Source organism: Bradyrhizobium sp. Kon69 (genome assembly GCF_055807515.1).
Genome location: NZ_JBVVOS010000014.1, coordinates 84625 through 106115, shown reverse-complemented (window position 1 = coordinate 106115; position 21491 = coordinate 84625). Strand labels below are relative to the sequence as shown.

The window sequence follows — 21491 nt, the reverse complement described above, 5'->3', positions numbered from 1 at the left end:
CGCGCGATAGGCAATCGCGCCTGACAACACACTCTCGTGCCCAACAAAAAAGCCCCCTTGCGGGGGCCTCTTCATTCTCGCCTCGGGCCGCTCAGTGCGAGTCGGCCCAGACCTTCTTCTTGGTGAAGTACATCAGGCCGGCGAAGATGATCAGGAAGATGAAGACCTGGAAACCGAGGCGCTTGCGCGCTTCCATGTGCGGTTCGGCGGTCCACATCAGGAACGTGGTGACGTCCTTGGAATACTGCGCGATCGTGGTCGGCGAGCCGTCGTCATAGGTGACCTGGCCATCGCTGAGCGGCTTCGGCATCTTGATGGCGTGGCCCGGGAAATACTTGTTGTAGTAGGACCCCTCCGGGATCGTCACGCCTTCGGGCGCCTTGTCTTCAAAGCCCTGGAGCACCGCCGAGACGTAGTCCGGGCCCTGCTCCTGATATTGGGTGAAGAAGTCGACGATGAACCAAGGAAAGCCGCGGCCGTAGGAACGCGCCTTGGTAATCAGCGACAGATCCGGCGGCGCCGCGCCGCCGTTTGCCGCACGCGCGGCCTGCTCGTTCGGGAATGGCGAGGGGAAATAATCCGCCGGCCGGCCCGGGCGTTCGAACATGTCACCGGCGTCGTTCGGACCATCCTTGACCTTGTAGTCGGAGGCAAAGGCTGCAGCCTGCGCGACCGAATAGCCGGGACCACCGGCTTCCGCGAGGTTGCGGAAGGCGACGTAGGACAGGCCGTGGCAGTTGGCGCAGACTTCCTTGTAGACCTTCAGGCCGCGCTGGAGCGCACCGCGGTCGTACTTGCCGAACGGACCGGCGAACGACCATTTGTTGCCCGGCGGCTTGTCGCTGCCTTCGGAGGCACGCGCGCTGTCGGCTGAGCCCGCAAACAACGCGCCCGCCAGCGCAAGCACGATCGCGCTCGACACCATCGGCGTCGACCTGCTCCCGGTCTTGGCCAGGACGGCATCCGAGATCGAGTTCGGCACCGGCCGCGGCTTCTCGATCCGCGAGAGCAGCGGCAGCACGATCAGGAAGTAGGCGAAGTAGCAGAATGTCAGGACCCGGCCGGCGATCACGTAGATGCCTTCCGGCGGCTGCGCGCCGAGATAGCCGAGCAGGATGCAGACCGCGACGAAGATCCAGAAGAACTGCTTGGCCAGCGGACGGTACTTCGACGATTTGGTCTTGGCAGCATCAAGCCAGGGCAGGAAGCACAGGATGATGATCGCCGAGAACATCCCGATCACGCCCGCAAGCTTGTTCGGGATCGAGCGCAGGATTGCGTAGAACGGCAGGTAATACCATTCCGGCACGATGTGCGGCGGCGTCACGCCCGGGTTCGCCGGAATGTAATTGTCGGCGTCGCCGAGATAGTTCGGCATGTAGAAGATGAACCAGGCGTAGAGCAGCATGAAGCAGGACACGCCAAACATGTCCTTGATGGTCGCATGCGGCGTGAACGGAACCGTGTCCTTCTCCGTCTTGGGCTCGACGCCATCGGGGTTGTTCTGGCCGGAGACATGCAGCGCCCAGACGTGGAGCACGACGACGCCCGCGATCAGGAACGGCAGCAGATAGTGCAGCGAGAAGAAGCGGTTCAGCGTCGGGTTGCCGACCGAATAGCCGCCCCACAAGAGCGTCACGATGCTCTCGCCGACATAGGGGATGGCGGAGAACAGATTGGTAATGACGGTGGCGCCCCAGAAGCTCATCTGGCCCCACGGCAGCACGTAGCCCATGAAGCCGGTCGCCATCATCAGCAGGTAGATGATGACGCCGAGGATCCAGAGCACCTCGCGCGGCTCCTTGTAGGAGCCGTAATAAAGGCCGCGCAGCATGTGGACATAGACGGCGACGAAGAACATCGAGGCGCCGACGGCATGCATGTTGCGCAGCAGCCAGCCGTAATTGACGTCACGGACGAGCAGCTCGACCGACTTGAAGGCGAGGTCGGCATGCGGCGTGTAGTGCATCGCCAGGATCACGCCGGTCAGGATCTGGATCCCCAGCATGAACGAGAGGATGGCGCCGAAGGTCCACCAATAGTTCAGGTTGCGCGGGGTGGGATAGACCACGAAGGAGGAGTGCATGAGGCCGAGGATCGGCAGACGTCGCTCGATCCATTGCAGGGCCGGATTGCTCGGCTGGTAGTCGGATGGTCCGCTCATGATGCGATCCTGAGGAAATAGTACGACGAGACGGCGCGAAGCTTCGGACGAGGGCCCGAGGCTCAGCCGATCTGGATTTTGGTGTCGGAAACGAACTGGTACGGCGGCACCGGCAGGTTCGCGGGCGCGGGCCCCTGGCGGATGCGGCCGGACGAATCGTACTGCGAACCATGGCAGGGGCAGAAGAACCCGTCGTAATTGCCTTCATGGGCGATCGGGATGCAGCCGAGATGGGTGCAGATGCCGATCACGACCAGCCACTGCTCGTGGCCGGACTTGACCCGGGCCTCGTCGGACTGCGGATCGGGCAGGCTCGCCACGTTGACGGCGCGCGCCTCGTCGATCTGCTTCTTGGTGCGGTGGCTGATATAGATCGGCTTGCCGCGCCAGAACACCTTGATGTCCTGCCCCTCGGCGACCGGGCTGAGATCGACCTCGATCGGCGCACCGGCGGCGATGGTCGACGCATCAGGATTCATTTGGGAAATGAAGGGCCAGAGCGCGGCTGCGCCCCCTACTGCTGCAGCTGCCCCCGTTGCAACGAATAAGAAATCACGGCGTGTCGGATGGTCCGCCGAAGACGCTGTCGTCACGATTCCAACCCTTTCTTCTTATGCAGCCGGCGGAACCGCTCCAGGAGCCCCCAAGGTCCCCAGAACAGCCTGCCGGCGCCCGCGGCCCCCCGCGGCGGCAGAACTTCACGTGCCCCCACCAAAACAAGGCGAAAACAGCAGTCCAGAATCGTTCTATTGGCACCCTTGCCGGGCGAGCGCAAGCCCGCTATCGGCGCGGGAGCGTGCAATGCACGAATTCCGCGGCCAGCGATGTTTTATTGAGACATTTCCGGCCCGCACCGAACCGATACAGCCCATGCAGAGCCCATGCAGATAGCGCTTTTCCAACCCGACATCCCCCAGAACACCGGCGCGATTCTCAGGCTCTGCGCCTGTCTGGGCGTGGCCGCCCACATCATCGAACCCGCGGGCTTCCCCGTCTCCGACCGGCATTTCCGCCGGGCGGGAATGGACTACCTCGATCAGGTCAGCATCGTCAGGCACGACTCCTGGTCGAAATTCGAGCAATGGCGCGCGGCGCAGGGCGCCCGCCTGCTGCTGTTCACCACCAAGGGAGCGACCGACTACCGCGATTTCCGTTACCAGACGGCGGACATCCTGCTATTCGGGCGCGAGAGCGCCGGCGTCACCGAGGCCGTGGTCGAGGCGGCGGACGCGCGGCTGGTGATCCCGATCGCTCCGGGGCTGCGGTCGCTCAATGTCGCCATGACCGCGGCGATGGCCGCAGGCGAAGCGCTGCGGCAGCTCCGGAACCCGCAAGTTTGATAAAGTTGAGGAGAGACGGTTGAGTTACGCGGTCAAGGAAATCTTCCTGACCCTGCAAGGCGAAGGCGCCCATGCCGGGCGCGCGTCCGTGTTTTGCCGCTTTGCCGGCTGCAATCTCTGGAGCGGGCGCGAGGCCGACCGCAGCGAGGCCACCTGCAAATTCTGCGACACCGATTTCGTCGGCACCGACGGCACGCTCGGCGGGCGCTATGCTTCGGCTGCGGAACTCGCCGGCACCATCGCGGCGCAATGGACGGCGTCGGCCGACAACCGTTACGTGGTGCTCACCGGCGGCGAGCCGCTGCTCCAGGTCGATGCCGCGCTGGTCGACGCGCTTCATGCCCGCGGCTTCGAGATCGGGGTCGAAACCAACGGCACGATCGCCCCGCCCGAAGGGCTCGACTGGATCTGCGTCAGCCCGAAGGGCGGCAGCGATCTTGTGATCCGGCGCGGTCACGAGCTGAAGCTGGTCTATCCGCAGCCGCTCGCCATGCCCGAGGCCTTCGCGGATCTCGCCTTCGAGCGCTTCTCGCTGCAGCCGATGGACGGGCCCGAGGTCGCCCAAAACACCGCGGGCGCAATCGACTATTGCCTGAATCATCCGCAATGGCGGCTCAGCGTGCAGACGCATAAGTCGCTTGGTATCAGATAGGATTGGTTTTCGAACAGATGTGGGAATTGACGAAATCGTTTCGCTTCGAGGCGGCGCACTCATTGTCGGGAACGACGTTTGGCGCCGCCAGCGAAGAGATCCACGGCCACTCCTTCCGCGCCGAGGTGACGCTGCGCGGCACGCCCGATTCCAAAACCGGCATGGTGGTCGATCTCGGCCTGGTCCAGCGCGCCATCGAGGACGTGCGCATGACGCTTGACCACAAGTACCTCAACAAGATCGAGGCGCTGGGCACACCGACGCTGGAAAACCTCTCGCGCTTCGTCTGGGAGCGGCTGGCGCCTATCGGCAAGCTCGCCCGTGTCAGCATCCACCGCGACAGTTGCGGCGAGAGCTGCACCTATTACGGTCCGCAGGGTTGAGAGAATGACATCCACATTGGACCCGAGCTTGATCGAAGACCGCAAGACCCGCGCACGCGCCTGGTTCGAATCCCTGCGCGACGACATCTGCGCGAGCGTCGAGCGGCTGGAGGACGATGCCCCGCAAAGCCTCTATCCGGGCGAGCCCGGCCGCTTCAAGCGCACGCCGTGGCAGCGTACCGATCATACCGGCGCGGCCGGGGGCGGCGGCGTGATGTCGATGATGTCAGGCCGCCTGTTCGAGAAGGTCGGCGTGCACTGCTCCACCGTGCACGGCGAATTCGCGCCCGAGTTTCGCGCGCAGATTCCCGGTGCGGCGGACGACCCGAAGTTCTGGGCCTCCGGCATCTCGCTGATTGCGCATCTGCGTAATCCGCATGTACCGGCGGTGCACATGAACACGCGCTTCGTCGTCACCACCAAAGCCTGGTTCGGCGGCGGCGCCGATCTCACGCCGGTGCTCGACCGCCGGCGCACGCAGGACGATGCCGACAGCATCGCCTTCCACGCCGCAATGAAACAGGCCTGCACGCAGCCGAACGGCATCGCCGATTACGACAAGTACAAGAAGTGGTGCGACGAGTATTTCCACCTGCCGCACCGCAAAGAGGCGCGCGGCATCGGCGGCATCTTCTACGACTGGCACGACAGCGGCGACTGGGACGCCGACCTCGCCTTCACCCGGGATGTCGGCCGCGCTTTCCTAAAGATCTATCCCGACATCGTGCGGCGCAATTTCGCGACGAGCTGGACCGCGGAGGATCGCGAGGAGCAATTGATCCGGCGCGGGCGCTATGTCGAGTTCAACCTGCTCTACGACCGCGGCACCATCTTCGGTCTCAAGACCGGCGGCAATGTGGATTCGATCCTGTCGTCGCTGCCGCCGGAGGTGAAGTGGCCATGACGACGATGAAGCCCGCAATGAAGCCGCTGCCGCGCGCCATGCTGATCGACATGGACGACACCATCCTGTCGGCCTATGCGCGGCCCGAGATCGCCTGGAACACGATCACAGCGGAGTTCGCGGAGGAGCTCGCGCCGCTGCCGCCGCAACTGGTCGCAAGCACGGTACTCGCTTTCGCGAAAAACTTCTGGGCCAATGCGGACGCTTCGTGGCGGATGAAGCTCGCCGAGGCCCGGCATCTCACCGTCAAGGGCGGCTTCGCCGCGCTCGCGGCCGCCGGTCATCGCGCCTTGCCCGACGACCTCGCCATTCGTCTCGCCGACCGTTTCACCGCCTATCGCGAGGAGGAGATGTTCGTCTTCCCGGGCGCACATGACGCCATCGACAGGCTCAAGGCGCTCGGCATCAAGCTCGCGCTGGTGACCAACGGCGCCGCCGACACTCAGCGCGCCAAGGTGGAGCGCTTCGAGCTGGCGCATCGCTTCCATCACATCCAGATCGAGGGCGAGCACGGCTTCGGCAAGCCCGAGGAGCGCGCCTATCTGCACGCGATGGACGCGCTCGGCGTCACCGCCGAGGATACCTGGATGATCGGCGACAATCTGGAATGGGAAGTGGTGACTCCGCAGCGTCTCGGCATCTACTCGATCTGGATCGACGTGCATGGCGACGGCCTGCCCGAAGGCTCGATCGTCAAGCCCGACCGCATCATCCGCTCGCTGACAGAACTGGTGCCGGGCTGACTGCAATCAGGGTGCGCAAACAAAAACATCGAAAACAACCCCATGCACAGTAGACGGCCGCAGCAAAATCAAGGACTTGCGGCAAGCGTAAACTGCGGATCTGACAAAATCGTTTGCTCCGTCGGGCAAAACAGGCGCATGGTGTCATGGTCGCGACGCACGGGACGGAAGAGCCCTTGCGCCATCCATCGAACAGGCGCCATTGCCTCTCGTGATGGGATCGCTCCGGCCTAAAGCTCTCTGATCGACGTTTCAGCAGTCCGGCCGGCGGATGCGCGCTACCGCAACACATAAACCGACCGAGTAGCCCGTGATTGGCATGTCATGCCGGTTTGCTAGCTTCACCGTCAATCAACCCGAAAGGACCATCCATGGAACTAAAAGCCGGCGATATCGTCATGCTGAAATCCGGCGGGCAGCCGCTCACCGTCGCGGACGTGAAAGGCGACGACGTGATCTGTCTCTGGATGGGCGCGGAAGGCGATCTGTTTCGCGAGACGCTCCCGCTTGCGGTGCTCGAGCACCTGGAAGAGCTCGACGACGAAGACGAGGATGAAGACGACGAAGACGAGGAGTAAGCGCGGCTGAAGCCGCATCTAGTTTGATCGGAGCGCACAGCTCCGGCGCGCATGATGTCCGCTTCTTCGCCAACAATGGCGCGATAGCGGACATCGCTGCATGGCAGAACGGCCGACGAGGACGTTGTCCGGATTCGTCCTCTTGTCAGCATCCGTTACCTTGCTGACGGGATTCCTCGGCGGATACTTTCAGGATCATCGTGTCTCACGTAAGTGGTGCAGCCAGCACTGTCACGGCAATTCCCATTTGTCCCGTCGGCCGTAGGCCGAGATCAGCTTGTGTAAGCCTGAAGGCCCGCGCCGATATTTAGCGATCGGCTACACGGTTCGATGGCTTCTTCGTATTGGCGGAGCTGCAGGTGCGCAACACAGAGGAGCCGCACCGTGATATTCTTCTGCAAGATGGCTAGATCTGTCCGATCGCCGTCGAACCGGTCGGACCATACGTCGTGCGCAGTCTGAAGATCAGTCAGCGATACGCTGATCCGCACCTGATCTCCGCTGCGCTTCACCGCGCCGCGCACCGCCCAGCGGGTGCCGATATCCGTTCCAAGCTGCTTCAGATCGATCGACTTATTCTTGTAGGTGCGGGCGGCCTCGCGTCCGATGACGAAAGTGGCGGGCGCTCGCGCAAGATCGGTCGTCAAATCTGTCGTGATGGCATCGGCAAGGTGATCCTGCTCTGGATCGTTGTTGAGGTTGATGAAGGGCAACACGATGAGAGAGAGACGATGCGCGATCTCGGGCCTGACTATCGGTTCTCCTTGAAGCTCTCGAGCTTCCCGAAGTGGGTCAGTACGGAGCGTCTTCCAGACATTCCAATAACCGAGAAGGCCGCCGGCAATTGCACCGATCGCCGCAACCGACGCCAGCGTCCCGCCAACGAACTTCAGAGGGCCTCTGATGTGACGCACCCAGTTCTTGGATCGCCGTTTGCAAGCTACTTTTTCGGAGAACTCCGAGACCAAAACCGCGGCCTCCGCGGTTGCGCACGCAAGATTCGACGGTTCTGCGAGGGCGCCTGATATCCCCGCAGTTTCGGGACATCGCTCGTCATCGTGGACAGCGCCCACGAAACGAAAGCCCTTTCGCGGAAATGTCTTGATAAGACGTTGTTGCGCGCCGGAGTCGCCGATCGCACGTCGGACCGCGTTCAATCGGGTCGTCAGCGCCGCATCAGACACGATCCGACCGCTCCAAATCGCGTTTATAAGATCATCCTTGCTGACGACGCGATCCCTGCTGCGGATCAAATAGCCGAGCAGATCAAGTACCTGTGGCGTCGTAGGCACGGTATCGAGACCGCGCCGCAACTCGCGCCGTTCGGTATCCAACATACAGTCCTCGAAGAAATAGCGCATGGCACCATTCCCCAAGCTCGCCCTCTACTTCCGAGGCGCAGCAGCGATTGTCCGGCGAGGATAGGCCTTCGAAACGGAAAATGTAAGCCGAATATCAAGTGTGCACCGGCCGGAACGCAAAGAATAAGCCGCCGGTAAGAAAAATGTAAGCCCCTCGTCAAGCGCACCGGATCGAGCATTGGCACCTTAGCCCTCGGTGAGAAGCAAGCCAAAGGAGATTGCGATGAGCGCGATCTATGGCGCCGCGGGGATGCGACGGCCCTTCGGATCAACGCAGCGCGTTGTCAGCCTGGTCCGGCAATTCTTGAGCACATGGCGGGAGCGCCGCAGACGCCGGAGTGCACAAGCGACCCTGTGCAGCCTCAGCGACAGGGAACTCATGGACATCGGCACGACGCGTGGCGAGATCGACTACATCGCCTCGCACCGAAACATCGCGAGGCCGAATCGTTCGACAGACCGGGACAGCGGCGTCATTGCCCTGCTGCTCTGTGGCGCGCTTATCCTCGCTTTCGCAAGCGAGGCCAAAGCTCAATGCACCGCGCAGGACGTTCTGCGCAATCACCTGGACCTCAAGACCGCTCCTCCGGTGCCGCGATCGCAGACTCCCGTCAGTTCGGCCGCCGATGTTCGGCCCTGGAAGACGATTGCGATAGGGACGTTCAGGGACATGCGCGCCCTTCGCAAGGCGATGAGTGCAATGGGCTGCGACGTCGGAAGCGCCGCTGCTGAAGTCCTTGCGCGGCCGGCTTTTACTCTGAGTGGCAAGAAAACGGACGTGGAGCTCGTCCCTGTCTCGGCCGCTGAGCTCGGCTTCGAGGGCGAGACAGCATCGTTGACCGAAATCTATGCGCGCGCGCAACGGCTGGGTTTCGGACTTGCGCCCGCAGAAATCGCTCCGCAGCTGAGACTTCAGTACTTGGACCAGCCAATCGGTGAGTTTCTCATCATCGGCATGGAGCCGATCAGGACATGGGCGGGTGAACCGGTCATCCTGACGGTGGCCAATGGTGGAGCAGGCCTCATTCTCATCGGCCAGGGCACCCGCGAGAACGCGGAAATTCCAGTGAACTCCACCATTGTATTCGTGCGGCCAAGTACACCCGCCCTGGCGGAGACCGCGGCATTCAAGTAGCTCGGGTGATGCGTAAGTCCGCTTTAGGCCGAGAAGCGGCATTTATGGGTACTCGCCCTGGTCGCGTCGAGCCACGTTGAGAGTTTCAGCTTGGCGCTGTCGAACGGATTGTCCGCCCTGCTCTTGCGACTAGAGCTTGCGAGGCCAAGTTGGGTGCGGGCTTCCGGCTCAACCCATCCGGAACGTCAATCCAACGGGACGTTCAAGCTGGTACCTTTGGTGATGATGCCGCCGCGGTTGCCGATCTCAATCGAGCCATAGCGCTGCTTGAAGCAATCGGGCAACGGCCGGTCGCCTTCCATGCTCAGCCAAAGGCGCAATAAATGACGCTTCTGGCCTGCATCGGGCCAATCGCGGAATCCGGTCCGGTCATGCAGCAAGGCATGATTGTAAACGAACTGCATGTCGCCCGGCTGAAGCCGCATGCCGAAATGCAGAGTGGGATCATTTGCGAGCGCGTCGAAGAGATCGAGCGCCTCGACGTGAGCCGGCGTCAGTCTCGGCGCATCGGGAAAGCGCTGCGCACTATCGATATACTGGCGCTGATAGAACCCGGTCAGGAACCCCGCATGCCAATTCAGCACCGGGATTTCAAGATATGGCTTTTCGTTCTCCGGCACCTCGCCTCGCCGGTCTGTCGCGATCGGATCAAACAAGAGAGCGGCAAGGTCGGGACGCCTGTCAAACATCTCGTTGTAGATTGTCGTCGTACTGACCAGGAGAGAATCCCCTCCCTCCATCGCCTCGCGAATGCATAACAATCCAACCACGTCGGACGAATCCGTGTGGAATGTCTGCCGTTCCGAAGTTTGATAAATTCGGGTGTTCGGATCCTTTGCATCGGCGCCGGTGTCACGGACGTGACCGAGAATGTGACCCGCTGCATTCTGAGACCGCGCCGATCCAAGATGCGCGCCCACTCCGCAAAAGATCGTAGCGGCGAACTCCTGGTTATATTTTTCCACCGGCAAGCCACGGATCACTTCGAAGCCAAGGCCAGCCAGGAGCGTTGTCTTAAGCTCTTCCAGATGCGCGCCGAGGCGGGGAAGCGGAAAGCTTTCCTTCGTGATCTCGGCGATTCTTTTGTTTTTGCCAAGATACGTTTCAGCCGCGCCCTCGAGTTCCGCGATCTCGCCGGCCGCAAGCGATATCAACCATCGATCGGGATTGGCTTTCATCTCAGCGCCCCGCCAAGCGGACGGGATGTCGACCTTCCCTGGAGGGCGATGGATCCCGCCGGGCACTGAGACCACATTCATAGTGTTGGCTCCTGGGAGATCGGACGTCAGGCATGAGGGCGGAAGACATGGGGGCAGACAATCGACGATATTGTGCCGATCGCCTGTTTGCAACTTGGCCGAAGCGCAGCCGTGAGCCGAGTGCACTGTCGCCGCGACGAGGTCCGTTCCAGCGAGTCGCGTGTTAGGTGAGCCGCTTCCGCCAAAATCATTACAACATGCCCCCGTGCGACCAATCGAAGCCCGGGAAAAAATGGCATCAGCCGGAACGTTCGCGAAGCTGGTTGAGTTGAAAGTCATGCGCCTCGTGCTGCGGCCGTAGCCGCAGAGGCGGCCCCGATTAAGGCCCTGCAAGAGGCAAAAGCTACTCTGCGGCGTGCTGGCAGCACGGCCGCGCGAGGATCGCGATGTACACGACGGCGATATATGATGAGCTGAGCCAGATCGAGCGCGACGTCGTCGAAGGAGAACGGCGGCTCGCCGAGCAGGAGGCGCTGATCATTGAAATGAAGCGCCAGAACCAGGACACAACCAAAGCTGAAGGCGAACTCGACCGGATGCGGATGGAGCAGCGAAGTCGCGATCAGGATCGGCAACGTCTGCTCTCACGGCTGCAACCCTGAAACAATTCGCCTCATGAGGCTGATCCGCCGAAGGCGTCGCGTCGCGGAGACGCGAGACCAGACCAGGCCAGGCGCGCTCGGCGAGAAGTACGGCAGGGGTTTACGCCCTTAGTATCGCCGGATCGATGTCCGAGGGCCGGTAAGCCATGGAATTGCCAAGCACGCAAACCAGAGAGTCCCACATTCTTCGCTGTTCCATGTAGGATTCGCACGAATGCGGAAGATCGTCGGTGACACTGATACCTGCTTGCCGCAGCCGCCGTCGTGCATTGTCGAACCGGATCCGCCAGAGCTGCCGATCTCGGTCGTCGGCTTCAGCCGATGCTTTCTCGTGCAGGAAAACGTTGTTGAGGGTGGAAAGGAGTAGCAGCGCGGAGGACCATAGTTGGGTGACCGCGCCGGATTGCTTGAGCCAATCGGCGTCCTTCGGCAATACACTTCGGATCAGCGAGACGGCATCGAGCACGATGAGTGACGACCGGGAGACGGAGTAGAACGGTTCAGGAAAGCGGAAGTAGAACAGGACGGGATAGAAGTGGTGAGCTTCTTTGGTATCGGTGACCTCCGCGGCCAACTCGGACAGATTGTTGTAGCCCGCGCTCAGCTGGTTATTTGCGAACAGATGCGCGAGCAGGTCCGCTGCATCGCCGGTCTCACCGCAAAGCGCGTGAATCTTGAGGCAAAGCGAGTTCCTGCTCCTGAGCGCGCCGTAGATCTGCATCAGGTAAGTGATGGTGAGCGAAATGACTGACGTCCCGATCACCGAATTCAGGAGAAACAGGAGTTTCGCTCCGGCACTTTGCGGACCAAAGTTGCTGCCGCCTACGATCGACAGGCTGCTTCCGGCGACATAAAGCGCGGTCACGAAGTCAGTTGGGGTCTCCTGGTTGCTGCTGGTAATGCTGGTCCCGAGCTGAGGGTGCACAATCAGTGCAGCCCCAAGCGCGAGCAGAATAGACCAGGTGAACAGCAAGGCGACCAGGATCAACGGGCCGCAGAATGAAAGCAGATGGTTGCCGTTGCCGGCCGAGGAAAGCCGGCGCAGCGCGAGCCAAACCAGTCTGGCCAGGCGGTCGCTGATAATTCCGGTGCCGGCGCGTGCGTAGAGAACCGTGAGGAATACGTCGGCAAGGATCAGTGCCATCAGCAGCGCGCCGGCTAAAGGCTCAAGCCAGTAGGCCATCATTCCTCCTCGCCCTGCGGCGTTTCCGGAGCCTTGCGCTTACTGCCGGTTCGGGTCGCGGCTTGACCCGACGGTGTTCGCGTCGCCGGGCATGAACTTGAACAGCGTGAAGTTCTTGTCAGTCCACGCCATGTGGAACCAGGGCGAATCCTGGATATGCGACGCGGTGACATAGATTGCGCCATCAGGACCTTGCGAGAAGGTGTCCGGCCAGCGCAGGCGCGAATCCGTCAACAGCTGTCGCACGGTCCCATCGCTGGGGTTGAGGACCTTGACGGCATTGTTGGCGATCGAGCTCAGATAGATTTCGTCATGTTCGCCGGTCCAGAGCCCATCGACGGGCTCCGTCGTTGCTACTGTTTCCGGGCGAGCGTGAGCCGCCGCGTCCGCACTCTGGATACTGGACGTGGCGATCCGGTAGAGAGTCTTTCCGGTCAGGGCCTGCCAATAGAGGGTGTTGCCGTCCTTCGACAGCGCCAGACTGTCGGCATTGAACAAGGGCTGCCGTCCGTCCGGCCGCCGCAAGGGCTGGCCATCTGTCATTACGGTGACGCTCGGATCGAACTGGGTCGAAGGATCGTCGCTCAGCACACGCCAAGCCTGCCCGGACTCGATGTTGAGAACAACCAGGCCGCCGGGCGAACCGGAATCGGTCAGATACGCGAATTTTCCGTCGGGAGCGATACGGATGTCGTTGAGATAGCTGGCCGGACCAGCGACGTCCGCCGCGATCGGAAAGGTCCGCTTCACAGTGTTCGATTTCAGATCGACCTCGACGATCTTGGGTCCACCCTTCACCGTCTTCTCGGCATTGGGAGCCGCGGGATCGACGACCCAAAGCGAACCGCGCCGGTCCGCAACGACGCTTTGAACGCAGACGAAGTGATCCTTGGGCGATACTTCCGACATTCGCGCGTTGCGCCAGCCGTTCCATTCCTCGTTGGGATATGGCTTGGTCGAGCCATCCGGCATGAGTTCGGCCACCGAGACCGGCGTATCCTCCGTCCAGCGCGGGAAGTTCACGAAGATACGGCCGTCCGGGGCGACGGTGACGCCGGTTACCTGATGCTCGAAGGTTGCGACCGATTGCAGCCGGCTGTCGCGACTTTCGACAAGAGGCGCGACAAGCCGCTGGGCCTTGGACTTGATATCCTCTGTTGCGGATTGCGCGTGAACCGCGGACGAAATGGATAGCACGACTGCCAAGCAGGAGCTGAACGCGATTGCACGCATGAGAGGCCCTTTCCAAAAAGTTCAGGGCCCAATCCGGCTTTGCTTCGATCGTTCCTAGCGACTCCACATCTGCCAACGCGCGTTTGACGGCTAGTTCCATCAAGCGGTCCAGCGATGATAGTTGACGAGGCATATGGCAGGGCGAACGAGATCATCGCCCGTCGCGATCACAGTTCAAATCAGCAAATCATGATGCGCAGGTACAATGGCTTGATGCGCGCCGTTGTTGCCGTGATCGTCCGCGTGTCCGTTCAGCGCATGAGGGACGGGCTTGGCGAGGTCCTCCGCTTGACCATGCGGAACGTGCGGATCGAGCGGATTATTGAGCTGTTTCAGCTCAACTGTCGCGACGAGAGTAGAAGGAGTTGGTCCGCTATCGAAGCGGAACACCGGTCCTTGGTCCAGGCCGCCGATCCCCAACGCAGCTTTGGCAGGGTGCGCGTCTTCCGATGCGATTGCAGCAGATTGCGCAGGGTGCTGCGAGTTGCCGCGTCCGGCGTTGCCGCCGGCTGCGACGCTCGGCTCTATGACGTCGGCTGCTTGCGATGCGTTGGCAGAGGTTGAGTGCAACTCGTCCTCCGAGCTGCCGTGGTCCACCGTGGCTGGTTCTGTCGTCTTCACTGCCCCCGCAGCGTGCGAAGCCGAAGCGTGATGCTGGCCGCCATCGCCCGGTTTGCCCCCAGCTTCAGTCGATTCCGTGCTTGCCGCCTTTGCAGAGCCCGGCTCTGAAGCGTGCTGCGAGTTGCCGTGGCTTGTGCTGGCGGCCGTTGCGACGCCCGGATCGGTCTCAGCTGCGTCCGGTGCGTTTGCAGCGGTTGAGTGCCCGGACTTGCCGTGTTCCGCGGCACCTGGTTCTGCCGTCTTCGCTGGTCCGTGCGCAGCGTCAGAGGCCGAAGCGTTATGATGATCGGCGCCATGGGCGTTGCCCGGTTCGGAGCCAGCTTCAGTCGATTCGCTGGCCGCCGCCTTTGCAGACCCCGGCTGCGAAGCGTGCTGCGAGTTGCCGTGGCTTGCGCTGGCAGCCGCTGCGGCGCCCGGATCGATATCGGTTGCGTCCGGCGCCGTTGAGTGCCCGGATTTGCCGTGTTCCGCCCCCGCTGGCTCTTCCTTCTTCGCTGCCCCTCCCGCAGCCTCCGAGACCTTATCGTGATGCTCGGCGGCATTGCCGACGCCCTTGCCTGGTTTGGAGCCATCCTCAGTCGATGGCTCCGACGCATGCTTCGAGTTGCCGTGACCCGCGCTGGCAGCCGCTGCGGCGCCCGGATCGATATCGGCTGCGTCCGGTGCGGTGGAGTGCCCGGATTTGCCGTGTTCCGCGCCCGCTGGCTCTTCCTTCTTCGTTGACCCTCCCGCAGCCTCCGAGGCCTTATCGTGATGCTCGGCGGCATTGCCTACGCCCTTGCCCGGTTTGGAGCCAGCCTCAGTCGACGGCTCCGAAGAAGCGTGCTTTGAGTTGCCGTGCCCCGTGTTGGCGGCCGTTGCGACGTCCGGATCGGTCTCAGCTGCGTCCGGTGCTTTTGCGGCCTTTGATTGCCCGGATTTGCCGTGTTCCGCGCCGTCTGGTTCTGCCTTCTTCGCTGACCCTTCCGCAGCCTCCGGGCCCTTATCGTGATGCCCGGCGCCATTGCCGACGCCGTTGCCCGGCTTGGAGTCTGCTTCAGTCGACGGGTCCGAAGCGTGCTGCGAGTTGCCGTGCCCCGCGTTGTCGGCGGTTACGATATTGGGTTGGCCGATCTCGTTCGGTGCAGTCGACGAAACGCCGTTGCCCGTATTGGCCGGACCATTGTTCGATGTGACATTTGCGGCTGCCGGAGCCGTCGCGCTATGAGCAAGTTCGTTGGATGATCCGTGAGCCGAGACGGCAGACGCGCCATCACTCTCTTCCGTTGCATCCGCCGACGCGTCGGTGGAGCTTCCGAGCCTTGTCGACGTTCCTAAGCCGGTCCGGGTCTGCCCGAAATGGAAACCCGAGCCGTTGTTGGCCAGAAGGGCCCAGGCTCCAGACGTCCCGAGCGTGCTCTCGCTCCCCTCGATACTGGTTTGGACATGGTCCTTGCTCAAAACAGTCTCATCGGTTTCGGTCGCCGATGTCACCGCGGCTTCGAGCTGCTCCAAGGTGGTCGCGATAACGGCGCCATCGGGCTCGGAGCCGACGTCCGCCTCTGCAATGGATACAATCCCCTCCAGATGAATTTCCAGCAGGCCGCGATCGCCGACATCAAGGACACGATCGGTCGCATTCACATAGACGATCGTTTCGTTGCTTGCGGAGTCGTAGACCCAGGCGAGTGTATGTGGCGGTATAGACTTGGTTGCCGCCGTCATGTGCAGCCAGGCAAGCGCTCCGAAAGCCGCAAGATTGATCCTGCCCGGCCCCGATGCGAAATCGAACACAGTGTCGGAAGCGGTCGATTTCGAATCAGTCGAGGAACGATAAACAGCGTTTTCAACGTTGCCGCCTACGCCGATACCGGCATCGCGACCAAGGTCCGCGCCAACAGGTGTATGGAGATTGTCACCCGCATCGCCCGGCCCATTTGGACCCAGAGCGCCTTCTGGAGCGGCATTGTCGTGTCCAGCGGTCACTACGGCGGAAGACAGGTGGACATCGTGCGAAAGAAAACTTGGGGCTGAATGGTCGTCAGGATTGGCGGCAGCATGGGTGACCGCGGCCAGTTTCGTGGTCGCACTCTCTTCAGTGACGGCCAGGATGCTGTCGATCGAGGCGTCACGGAGGTCATGCGCGTGGGCGGCGAGATGAGGGTCCTGCAGTGCGTAGATCAACGCACCGGTGAGAATAGCAAAGTTGCCATACCCTCCGTGCATCGACATCACATTGGAAAGAAGCCGCGGGAATTGATGTTCTGGAGCCGGGTCGTCACCGATTTGTATGTCGATTGCTTCGCGCAGTAAGCGCGCAGGCAGATCGGGCGCGCCAGATCCAGCTGGACCGTGGTGCGTCCATGGTTTCGCGCCTTCGGAGTGCTCGGCCGCGCGCAGCGCTTCCATTGCCGCCGCGGGGTTGGTGATTTGGACCGCCTTGGCGAACAGATCTCTCTGGGCTTGCGTCGGCGTCTCGCCGGATTCCCAGACAACGAGGTGCCGGAGAATTCCTTTTTTCCAGGGCTCGTACGCGGCGTGCTCGTCCGCGTGGCCGTTGCCGTTCTGATCCGGAAAGATGTCGTTCGCTTCCGACGCCTTGAGCTCGTCCGCAATAGCGAACGCCAGAAACGCCAGCGAGAGCGCGGCCAGGCCGGAGGGGCGTTGCAGCAATGCGATGGTCGCGAGCACAGTCCTGTTGGTGATCTCAAGCTTCTGGAAAATATTGTAGAGGTGGACTTTGACCGTCCCGTCGGACACGTTGAGCTGACGCGCGATCTCCTTGTTCGACAGTCCTTCCGCCACGAGTCGTGCGATTTGACGTTCCCGTTGCGTCAGCAACTCCAGCATCTTTTCGACTTTGCCGTCGCCGTCCGCTTCCTTGCCGGCTGCCGAGAGATCGGACTTCGCCAGTGCCACGCCGCTCTTGGTCATCAGCCGCAGTGATCGCAGCATCGTGGCGGGAGAGGCATATTTCGAAATTGCGCTGCAGGCGCCGGCTGCGATGGCGGAAGTCAGATCGTGGTCGGTGTCGGACTCGGTAAAGAACACCAGGCGCGTGGAGAGCTTCTCAGCCTTCACGATCGCGAGGATCTCGGCGACCGTCAGATCCGGCACCTTGTCGGCAAGAAGCGCGACGTCAGGTGTCAGCTTCCGGATTGCTTGGAGGCAGCTTGTCCGATCGCTGGACGCTGCGACAACGTCGAAATCCGGCTGCGTCCCGAGGACCGACCTCAGTCCCTGCAAAACGATCGGCTGTGGATCGACGAGCAAAAGCCGGATGGGCTTGAGTATCCCCTGCCTCGCGGACGCGTCCAACATCGATCTTGCCCTCGGCCCGGTCCTCTATGTCCTTCGGCATATGGCCGTGGCCGGGTGGGATATTAAAATCATAGGAGGCTTGGTGGTTCCCCGGCCTGAACCAGATTTGGACGCATGTGAGTGAAAAATATGTCCTTTGACCCCATGGCCGTTGCAGTCGACTGGCTTGATGCCTATCGCGCGGGCGATATCGAAGCGATTTTGGAACTTCATGCCGAGGACGCCGTGGTCCATTGCGGCTGCGCCGGCGGCCAAACCATCACCGGCCGCGAGGCACTTCGTGCCTATTGGGTCGATCACCTCCGAAAATATCCGGCAGGCACGTTGGATGATCTCAATCCCTGGCGCAACGACGGCACCATTATCTCTTACCTCACCAGTGCCGGCGTCATGAGTGCACTTTTGGCGTTTGACGCCGCCGGCAGGATCAAGGAACTGGACTGCAGTCCCTCACGCTAGACTTGCGGCGTGGTCCCGCAGCGGGACGCGTGCCACATCCGACTTGATTAGATCAGCTGCCTCGCCGCCGCCGAGATCATCACCAGCCCGCCGGTGATGACCGCGACGTCGAGGATCGCGGTGTGGATGTGCACCGGCATCCGCTCGACGAAGGCTTTTGCCAGGAACGCGCCAGGGATCGCGATCGCGCCGATCAGAAGCAAAGGCGAGCACCTGCAAGCGTGCCCGAAGCTTTGATAGGGATGGAAACGCTACTGCGCCCTTCGGGCTTCCGCAACGCGCAGCATGACGTAGATCAGAACACCGAACGCTGCCCCGCCGATCAGGCTGATACCCAGCACCGCAGCGATCATCAGTGCCATTTGGGCGGGACGCCCCATCGCGTCGAGAACCATGCCGGCACTGAACATCATGCCCATGGGAATGCCCCACACTAGAACGCCGGCCACGACTTGCCGGCCCAAATTGGCATCGAACGACCGCGGGTAAATTCGCCGTCCTGCCCGCCGGCGAAGGGTCAGGATCAACTGCGACACGGCGATGAAGACGACGATAAAGGCCGTGGTTTGCATCGACTCCTTCAGTTGCATCGCGACAAGAAGGGCAGCAGCCGACGCTAGCGCATAGGCTGCGTAGACCAGCGGTAGTGCGGAGCGAAGTTCGGACCAGAAATGCCCCTGCGGCGGCGCCTCGTCGACGATAACCGGCTGCTTCTTCGAGAGTCCGGCAAACAAGGCCCTGGCTCCGGCCAGTATCGACGCCGCCGCGACCGCAACAGCCGTGGCGATCGGTCCGCCGTAGCTTTCGCCGAGACGGTCAAGCGGATCGATGACGAGCAACAGGCCAAGCAGTGTCATCGCCAGCATGGCTGTTGTCGCCAGTGCATTCAGCCAAGGCGTGTGCGTGGTTTCGGCCATGAGCCGCTGGAGGCGTTCGGCCTTGGTGACCCATTCGCCCCCATGCCGGGCGCCCCATTCGCTGCTCACGCGCGTCATGACCACGCCGATGAGCACAATCGCGGCGAGCCCGTAGAATATGACATAGCTGTCGCCGAGCAGCGCACGCAAGATCGGCCCAGCCAGAAGGGCTACGAGCGGAAAGATAAGCATTTCTGCCAGACGCTGGTTGCGCGACTTGAGAAGAACAAGTTGATCGGTCGACATTCCCAACTCTCCAGGAAAGGCACGCGCTCGCGACATCAGGGGCGGATGGTCTTGCAACCAAGGCCGCACCGCGCCATCACTGCAATTCCATTCGACAAGCATTGAATTTCTTGTTTCTTACTCAAATCGGTGAAGTAGATTCCCTTCAAGCCCGCCTGCCGGCAGGCGTCCTTCAGCAACCAGCGTTGTCACCCGCAGCACCGCAATTCCCCCTGAACGTCAGCGGTTTGGTTTTGGGCATCGGTCCCAACGGCCATCGCGACGACGAGCATGAGAAGGCATGTCAGTCGTGATCCGATCATTGCCGGCCCCACAGCTTGTGATTGAAAAATGATCAAATGTCAGACGAAGTCAAGCTTGCGGTGATTGGGCCGGCGGCATCTACCCGATCAGCTGCCTCGCCGCCGCCGAGATCATCACCAGCCCACCGGTGATCACGGCGACGTCGAGGATCGCGGTGTGGATGTGCACCGGCATCCGCTCGGCGAAGGCTTTTGCCAGGAACGCGCCAGGGATCGCGATTGCTCCGATCAGCAATGCAAAGGCGAGCACCTGCGCGGTGACGGCACCGGCGAGGCCGAACACCGAGATCTTGATCAGGCCGGTGCCGAGCGAGATCATGGCATCGGTCGCGATGACGGCGGCGCCTTCGAGGCCCGCGGCCATCAGCAGCGACAGCAGGATCACGCCGGAGCCGGAGGTGCCGCCGACCAGCACGCCATAGCCGACCGAGCCTGCCGCGAGACCGGTGTCGCCGATCTTGACCTGGCGGCGGCGGAGCACCCGGCGCAGCGGCACGCTCAGGATCAGCATGGAGCCGATCACGAGCGCCGCGCCCGCATTGGTGAGGCGCGTATAGCCGTAGGCGCCGAGCGCCGTCGTCAGCGCCGCACAGGCCAACACGATCAGCGCGCGGCGGCGATCGGCATAGCGGAGATAGGCGAGCGCGCGACTGGAATTGGTGAAGATCGCGGAGATCGCGATGATCGGCACCACCGGCTCGGCGCCGACCAGCGGCACCAGCACCAGCGGCATCAAGGCGCCGGTGCCGTAGCCGGCGAGACCACCGATGATCGAAGCAAACAACGCCATCAACGCGACCAGCAGGAGCTGAAAGATCGAGATGTCGGCGAAGCCTGAGACGATGGTCACGTTCTCTCGTCGCGGCTGATACGTGCCGCAGCTTGATCGGCGATGGAAGCGAGTGCGGCTTCCTCTAGGGGAAAATCCGCCGCAAGCCAAGCGTCCTCGGCGAGCGTCAAGACATGTCCGAGGGCGGGTCCTTCCGCCATGCCGCGCGCGATGAAGTCGGCGGCGCGAAGCGGAAATTTCGGCGCGGTCCAGCGCTGCGGCAGCTCGGCGAGCGCACGCCATCGCGACACGCCGACGTCATCGCCGGCTCTCGCCCAGCCCAGCAATACGCGATCGTGATAGCGCTCCGCACCGAGACGGTAGAGCAATCGCCGCGCATCGGCTTCGCCCTTGGTGGCCAGGCGCCACCAGCGGTGCCCCATCGAATCCAGCGCCTTGGTTTCCGCATTGGAGAGCCTCAGGCGCGTGGCGACGCGCTTGGCGTCTTCGGTCACGGCCACCGTCAGCGCGGCGAGCCGTCGCGTGCTGCTTGCGGCAAGGCCAAGCTCGCGCTCGATCGCGATCATCGCCGAGAGCGGCCCGGTGTAGACCACGCCGCCGGTCAGCGCCTGCAGCAATCCGCCATCGGCCATGGCGAGCGCGGCGGCAGAGGCGCCGCCAGCGACCAGCAGCTTCAGCATCTCCATGCGCAGCCGCTCGGCCGACAGGCTGGCAAGTCCGGCGCGTCCCCGGATGCAGGCGAGATAGCCGTCGCGGTCGGGATCGCCGGCGCCAAAGGCGGCGTGGATGCGGAAGAAGCGCAGGATGCGCAGGAAATCCTCGGCGATGCGCTGGTCGGGATCACCGATGAAGCGCACGCGCCGCGCCGCCGCATCCACGATGCCTCCGACATGATCGTGGACGACGCCGTCAGCATCGACCGAGAGCCCGTTCATGGTGAAGTCGCGGCGCTCGGCGTCCCTCACCCAGTCGCGGCCGAACGCGACCTTGGCCTTGCGGCCGAAGGTCTCGGTATCCTCGCGCAGCGTCGTGACTTCGTAAGGCTGGCTGTCGATGACGAGGGTGACGGTGCCGTGGTCGATGCCGGTCGGCACGGCCTTGATGCCGGCGCTCTTGGCCCGCCGCATCACCTCATGCGGGAGCGCCGTGGTCGCGATGTCGATGTCACCGGGCACGAGGCCGAGCAGCGCGTTGCGCACGGCGCCGCCGACAACCCGCGCCTCCTCGCCATCCGCGTTGAGCAATTGCAGGACGCGCGCGGTCCCGCCCGAAATCAGCCAGGGCGCATCGGCGAGCATGGGCACCGCGCTCATCGGCCG

18 protein-coding genes and 2 pseudogenes are annotated in these 21491 nt (G+C 62.5%); 9 read left to right on the top strand and 11 right to left on the bottom strand.

Annotated elements, in window-relative coordinates; all coding sequences use genetic code 11:
• Window positions 1-91: 91 nt before the first annotated feature.
• Window positions 92-2164: a cytochrome b/c1 gene (fbcH, locus tag AC0L3U_RS19725; RefSeq protein WP_473362871.1), complete on the bottom strand. Its 2073-nt coding sequence runs from the start codon at window positions 2162-2164 to the stop codon at window positions 92-94.
• Between the two features lie 62 nt (window positions 2165-2226).
• A complete protein-coding gene (petA, locus tag AC0L3U_RS19720) occupies window positions 2227-2757 on the bottom strand; it encodes a ubiquinol-cytochrome c reductase iron-sulfur subunit (RefSeq protein ID WP_026232845.1) in 531 nt (176 codons plus the stop codon).
• A 288-nt stretch (window positions 2758-3045) separates the two neighbouring features.
• Here petA and AC0L3U_RS19715 point away from each other — a divergent pair, with 288 nt between their 5' ends.
• From AC0L3U_RS19715 to AC0L3U_RS19690, 6 genes are all read left to right on the top strand, one after another.
• Window positions 3046-3504, top strand: coding sequence for a tRNA (cytidine(34)-2'-O)-methyltransferase (locus AC0L3U_RS19715; RefSeq protein ID WP_473362870.1), 459 nt, complete (start codon window positions 3046-3048; stop codon window positions 3502-3504).
• Window positions 3505-3523: 19 nt separating this feature from the next.
• Window positions 3524-4156: a 7-carboxy-7-deazaguanine synthase gene (queE, locus tag AC0L3U_RS19710; protein ID WP_473362869.1), complete on the top strand. Its 633-nt coding sequence runs from the start codon at window positions 3524-3526 to the stop codon at window positions 4154-4156.
• Window positions 4157-4173: 17 nt separating this feature from the next.
• Entirely contained in the window at window positions 4174-4539 is a 366-nt protein-coding gene (locus tag AC0L3U_RS19705) for a 6-pyruvoyl trahydropterin synthase family protein (protein ID WP_473362935.1), read from the top strand.
• 4 nt (window positions 4540-4543) lie between these two features.
• Complete coding sequence (hemF, locus tag AC0L3U_RS19700; protein WP_473362868.1) at window positions 4544-5443, top strand: oxygen-dependent coproporphyrinogen oxidase; 900 nt, start codon at window positions 4544-4546, stop codon at window positions 5441-5443.
• A complete protein-coding gene (locus tag AC0L3U_RS19695) occupies window positions 5440-6186 on the top strand; it encodes an HAD family hydrolase (protein ID WP_473362867.1) in 747 nt (248 codons plus the stop codon). Before hemF ends, AC0L3U_RS19695 begins: the two co-directional genes overlap by 4 nt.
• A 371-nt stretch (window positions 6187-6557) precedes the next feature.
• Window positions 6558-6764 (top strand): YodC family protein, encoded by a 207-nt coding sequence (locus tag AC0L3U_RS19690; RefSeq protein WP_018454945.1) that lies wholly within the window; start codon window positions 6558-6560, stop codon window positions 6762-6764.
• 563 nt (window positions 6765-7327) lie between these two features.
• Here the strand turns inward: AC0L3U_RS19690 and AC0L3U_RS19685 are convergent.
• Window positions 7328-8125: pseudogene (locus AC0L3U_RS19685) on the bottom strand (winged helix-turn-helix domain-containing protein); the annotation flags it as partial.
• Between the two features lie 223 nt (window positions 8126-8348).
• Between AC0L3U_RS19685 and AC0L3U_RS19680 the strand changes: the two are divergent.
• Window positions 8349-9260 carry a DUF1127 domain-containing protein gene (locus tag AC0L3U_RS19680; RefSeq protein WP_473362866.1) on the top strand — a complete coding sequence of 304 codons (912 nt, stop codon included), beginning with the start codon at window positions 8349-8351 and terminating at the stop codon, window positions 9258-9260.
• 185 nt (window positions 9261-9445) lie between these two features.
• Here the strand turns inward: AC0L3U_RS19680 and AC0L3U_RS19675 are convergent, their stop codons facing one another.
• Entirely contained in the window at window positions 9446-10519 is a 1074-nt protein-coding gene (locus AC0L3U_RS19675; RefSeq protein ID WP_473362865.1) for a TauD/TfdA family dioxygenase, read from the bottom strand.
• Window positions 10520-10905: 386 nt separating this feature from the next.
• Between AC0L3U_RS19675 and AC0L3U_RS19670 the strand changes: the two genes are divergently transcribed.
• Window positions 10906-11121 carry a hypothetical protein gene (locus AC0L3U_RS19670; protein WP_473362864.1) on the top strand — a complete coding sequence of 72 codons (216 nt, stop codon included), beginning with the start codon at window positions 10906-10908 and terminating at the stop codon, window positions 11119-11121.
• A 100-nt stretch (window positions 11122-11221) separates the two neighbouring features.
• On the opposite strand, the gene AC0L3U_RS19665 is transcribed toward AC0L3U_RS19670, so the two are convergent.
• From AC0L3U_RS19665 to AC0L3U_RS19655, 3 genes are all read right to left on the bottom strand, one after another.
• Window positions 11222-12307 carry a two pore domain potassium channel family protein gene (locus AC0L3U_RS19665; protein WP_473362863.1) on the bottom strand — a complete coding sequence of 362 codons (1086 nt, stop codon included), beginning with the start codon at window positions 12305-12307 and terminating at the stop codon, window positions 11222-11224.
• A gap of 36 nt (window positions 12308-12343) precedes the next feature.
• Complete coding sequence (locus AC0L3U_RS19660; protein ID WP_473362862.1) at window positions 12344-13537, bottom strand: L-dopachrome tautomerase-related protein; 1194 nt, start codon at window positions 13535-13537, stop codon at window positions 12344-12346.
• Window positions 13538-13711: 174 nt separating this feature from the next.
• Window positions 13712-17458, bottom strand: a complete 3747-nt coding sequence (locus AC0L3U_RS19655) for a LuxR C-terminal-related transcriptional regulator (RefSeq protein WP_473362861.1) — start codon at window positions 17456-17458, stop codon at window positions 13712-13714.
• 129 nt (window positions 17459-17587) lie between these two features.
• Between AC0L3U_RS19655 and AC0L3U_RS19650 the strand changes: the two genes are divergently transcribed.
• Entirely contained in the window at window positions 17588-17917 is a 330-nt protein-coding gene (locus AC0L3U_RS19650) for a nuclear transport factor 2 family protein (RefSeq protein ID WP_473362934.1), read from the top strand.
• 47 nt (window positions 17918-17964) lie between these two features.
• On the opposite strand, the pseudogene AC0L3U_RS19645 reads toward AC0L3U_RS19650, so the two are convergent.
• The 4 genes and pseudogenes from AC0L3U_RS19645 to AC0L3U_RS19630 all read right to left on the bottom strand — a co-directional run.
• Window positions 17965-18117, bottom strand: a pseudogene (locus AC0L3U_RS19645) (sulfite exporter TauE/SafE family protein); the annotation flags it as partial.
• A 51-nt stretch (window positions 18118-18168) separates the two neighbouring features.
• On the bottom strand, window positions 18169-19080 hold the full coding sequence (locus AC0L3U_RS19640) for a hypothetical protein (RefSeq protein ID WP_473362860.1): 912 nt from the start codon (window positions 19078-19080) through the stop codon (window positions 18169-18171).
• Between the two features lie 381 nt (window positions 19081-19461).
• Window positions 19462-20232 carry a sulfite exporter TauE/SafE family protein gene (locus tag AC0L3U_RS19635; protein WP_473362859.1) on the bottom strand — a complete coding sequence of 257 codons (771 nt, stop codon included), beginning with the start codon at window positions 20230-20232 and terminating at the stop codon, window positions 19462-19464.
• On the bottom strand, window positions 20229-21485 hold the full coding sequence (locus AC0L3U_RS19630) for a CCA tRNA nucleotidyltransferase (RefSeq protein ID WP_473362858.1): 1257 nt from the start codon (window positions 21483-21485) through the stop codon (window positions 20229-20231). The genes AC0L3U_RS19635 and AC0L3U_RS19630 overlap by 4 nt, the downstream gene beginning before the upstream one ends.
• Between the last annotated feature and the right edge of the window lie 6 nt (window positions 21486-21491).